General features: G+C 62.4%; 2 protein-coding genes. Both read right to left on the reverse strand.

Features of this window, described 5'->3' with window-relative positions; translation table 11 throughout:
• Positions 1–518 (reverse strand): Mur ligase family protein (locus tag WBP53_RS16315; protein WP_423930809.1); only part of this gene is annotated, 518 nt, incomplete at its 3' end.
• A gap of 8 nt (positions 519–526) precedes the next feature.
• On the reverse strand, positions 527–1,899 hold a 1,373-nt coding region (locus WBP53_RS16320), incomplete at its 5' end, for a peptidoglycan D,D-transpeptidase FtsI family protein (RefSeq protein ID WP_423930810.1).

The following is a 1,899-nucleotide window of genomic DNA, read 5'->3' on the forward strand; positions in this document are numbered from 1 at the left end:
GTGGCACCCTGGTCAAGAAAACCTGCCAGAAGCCTTTGCACTTCGATGGCATCGGGCGTGGTGCGCTCGCCGCTGCTGAACGAGCCTGGCAGGCCGGCACCCAGCGTTCCGATGGTAGCTGTTCGTCGGCCCAGGTAATTCAACGACTGGGCCAGCAGCTGGACTACCGACGTCTTGCCATTGGTGCCGGTCACGCCGGCTACCTTCAGGCTGCGCGATGCGTCGCCGAAGAAGCGCGCGGCGATGGAGCCAAGGTTCTCGCGCAGTTGATCGACGCGCACGACGGGTTCGCTTGCCGATGCGGTGTCGAGCCCCGGGCCGTCCTCGGCAATGACGACGACCGCGCCTGCACTCATCGCCGCGTCGGCAAATCTGATGCCATGCTCGCAACCACCTTGCAGGGCGAAGAATGCATCGCCGCTGCGTACCTGCCGTGAATCGAGCGCAAGACCCCGCACGACGATTCCGCCATGCGCTTTCGTCGCCGTGTAGCCTGCGAGCAAGTTGTCGAGGGGCATTGCTGCGCTCATTGCGGCACGGCCTCCCCGTAGTTGGGCTCATCGGGATCGTAGTCGGGCGGCTCACTGGCCGGTCCGATCGGGTGACCGACATCCGGCGCGCCGGCGTACCAGCGTTGAACGTTGTCCGGCGCCACATCGAGCAAGCGCACGGCATCGGACATGACCTTGCCAAACACCGGTGCAGCGACAAGTCCGCCGTAGTAGACACCTTGCCCCCTGCCCGGATCGTGGATCACGACAACACCGACAAGACGCGGGTTGCTGGCTGGCACCATTCCGGCAAACAGGGAGACGTAGCGCTTTTCGTATCCACCGGCAACCGCGCGCCGCGATGTGCCGGTCTTGCCGGCCACGCGGTAATTCGGCACGGCTGCCCGCAAGCCGCCGCCATCGTGCGACACCACGGTCTCGAGCATGCCGCGAACGCTTTCTGCAATCTGCGGATCGATCACGGCGCTATCCGGATTGACGGCACCCTTGACGAAACCGGGCTGGCGCAAGCGCCCGCCGTTGGCCAGCGCGGAGTAGGCCTGCGCGATCTGCATGGGCGTGACGCTGAGACCGTAACCATAGGAAATGGTGGCTTTTTCGACCGGCCCCCAACTCTTCGAGATGGGCAGAAAGCCGGGTGACTCGCCGGGGAAACCGCAACCACTGACTTCACCGAATCCAAAGCGATGGAACACGTCATACATGTGTTCGTTGCTCAACGTGGATGCGATCTTTGCTGCACCGACATTGCTCGACTTGGTGATAACCCGGGTGACATTGATCATCCCGTAGTTGCGGAAATCACTGATCGTGTAGCCGCCCTGCAGCATCAATTTCCCAGGAGTCGTATCGATGCTCGAGTCCGCTTTCCACTGTCCGCTCTCGAGCGCGGCGACTATCGTGAACGGCTTCATCGTGGAGCCTGGCTCGACCACGTCGGTAACACCGCGGTTGCGCCGATAGGCCGGGTCGATCGCCGCCTTGGAGTTCGGGTTGAACGAGGGCTGGTTGACCATGGCCAGCACTTCACCGTTGCTGACATCGAGAATGACCATCGATCCGGAAACAGCGTTGTGTTCAATGATGGCCGCCTTCAGCTCGCGATAGGCGAGATACTGGATGCGTCGGTCGATCGACAAGGTCAGGTCACGGCCCGGCTGGGCTTCCTTGAGCAACTCGACGTTCTCGACCACATGACCGAGGCGATCGCGGATGACCCGCTTGAGCCCTGGCTCGCCAGCCAGCCAGTCGTCGAAGGCCAGTTCCAGACCCTCCTGACCACGGTCATCGATATTGGTCATGCCCAGGGTATGGGCCATGATCTCGCCACTGGGGTAGTAGCGACGGAAAGCGCGTTCGCTGGCTACACCCGGAATCTTGAGATCAA

Source organism: Dokdonella sp. (genome assembly GCF_049593775.1).
Taxonomy (GTDB): Bacteria; Pseudomonadota; Gammaproteobacteria; order Xanthomonadales; family Rhodanobacteraceae; genus Dokdonella.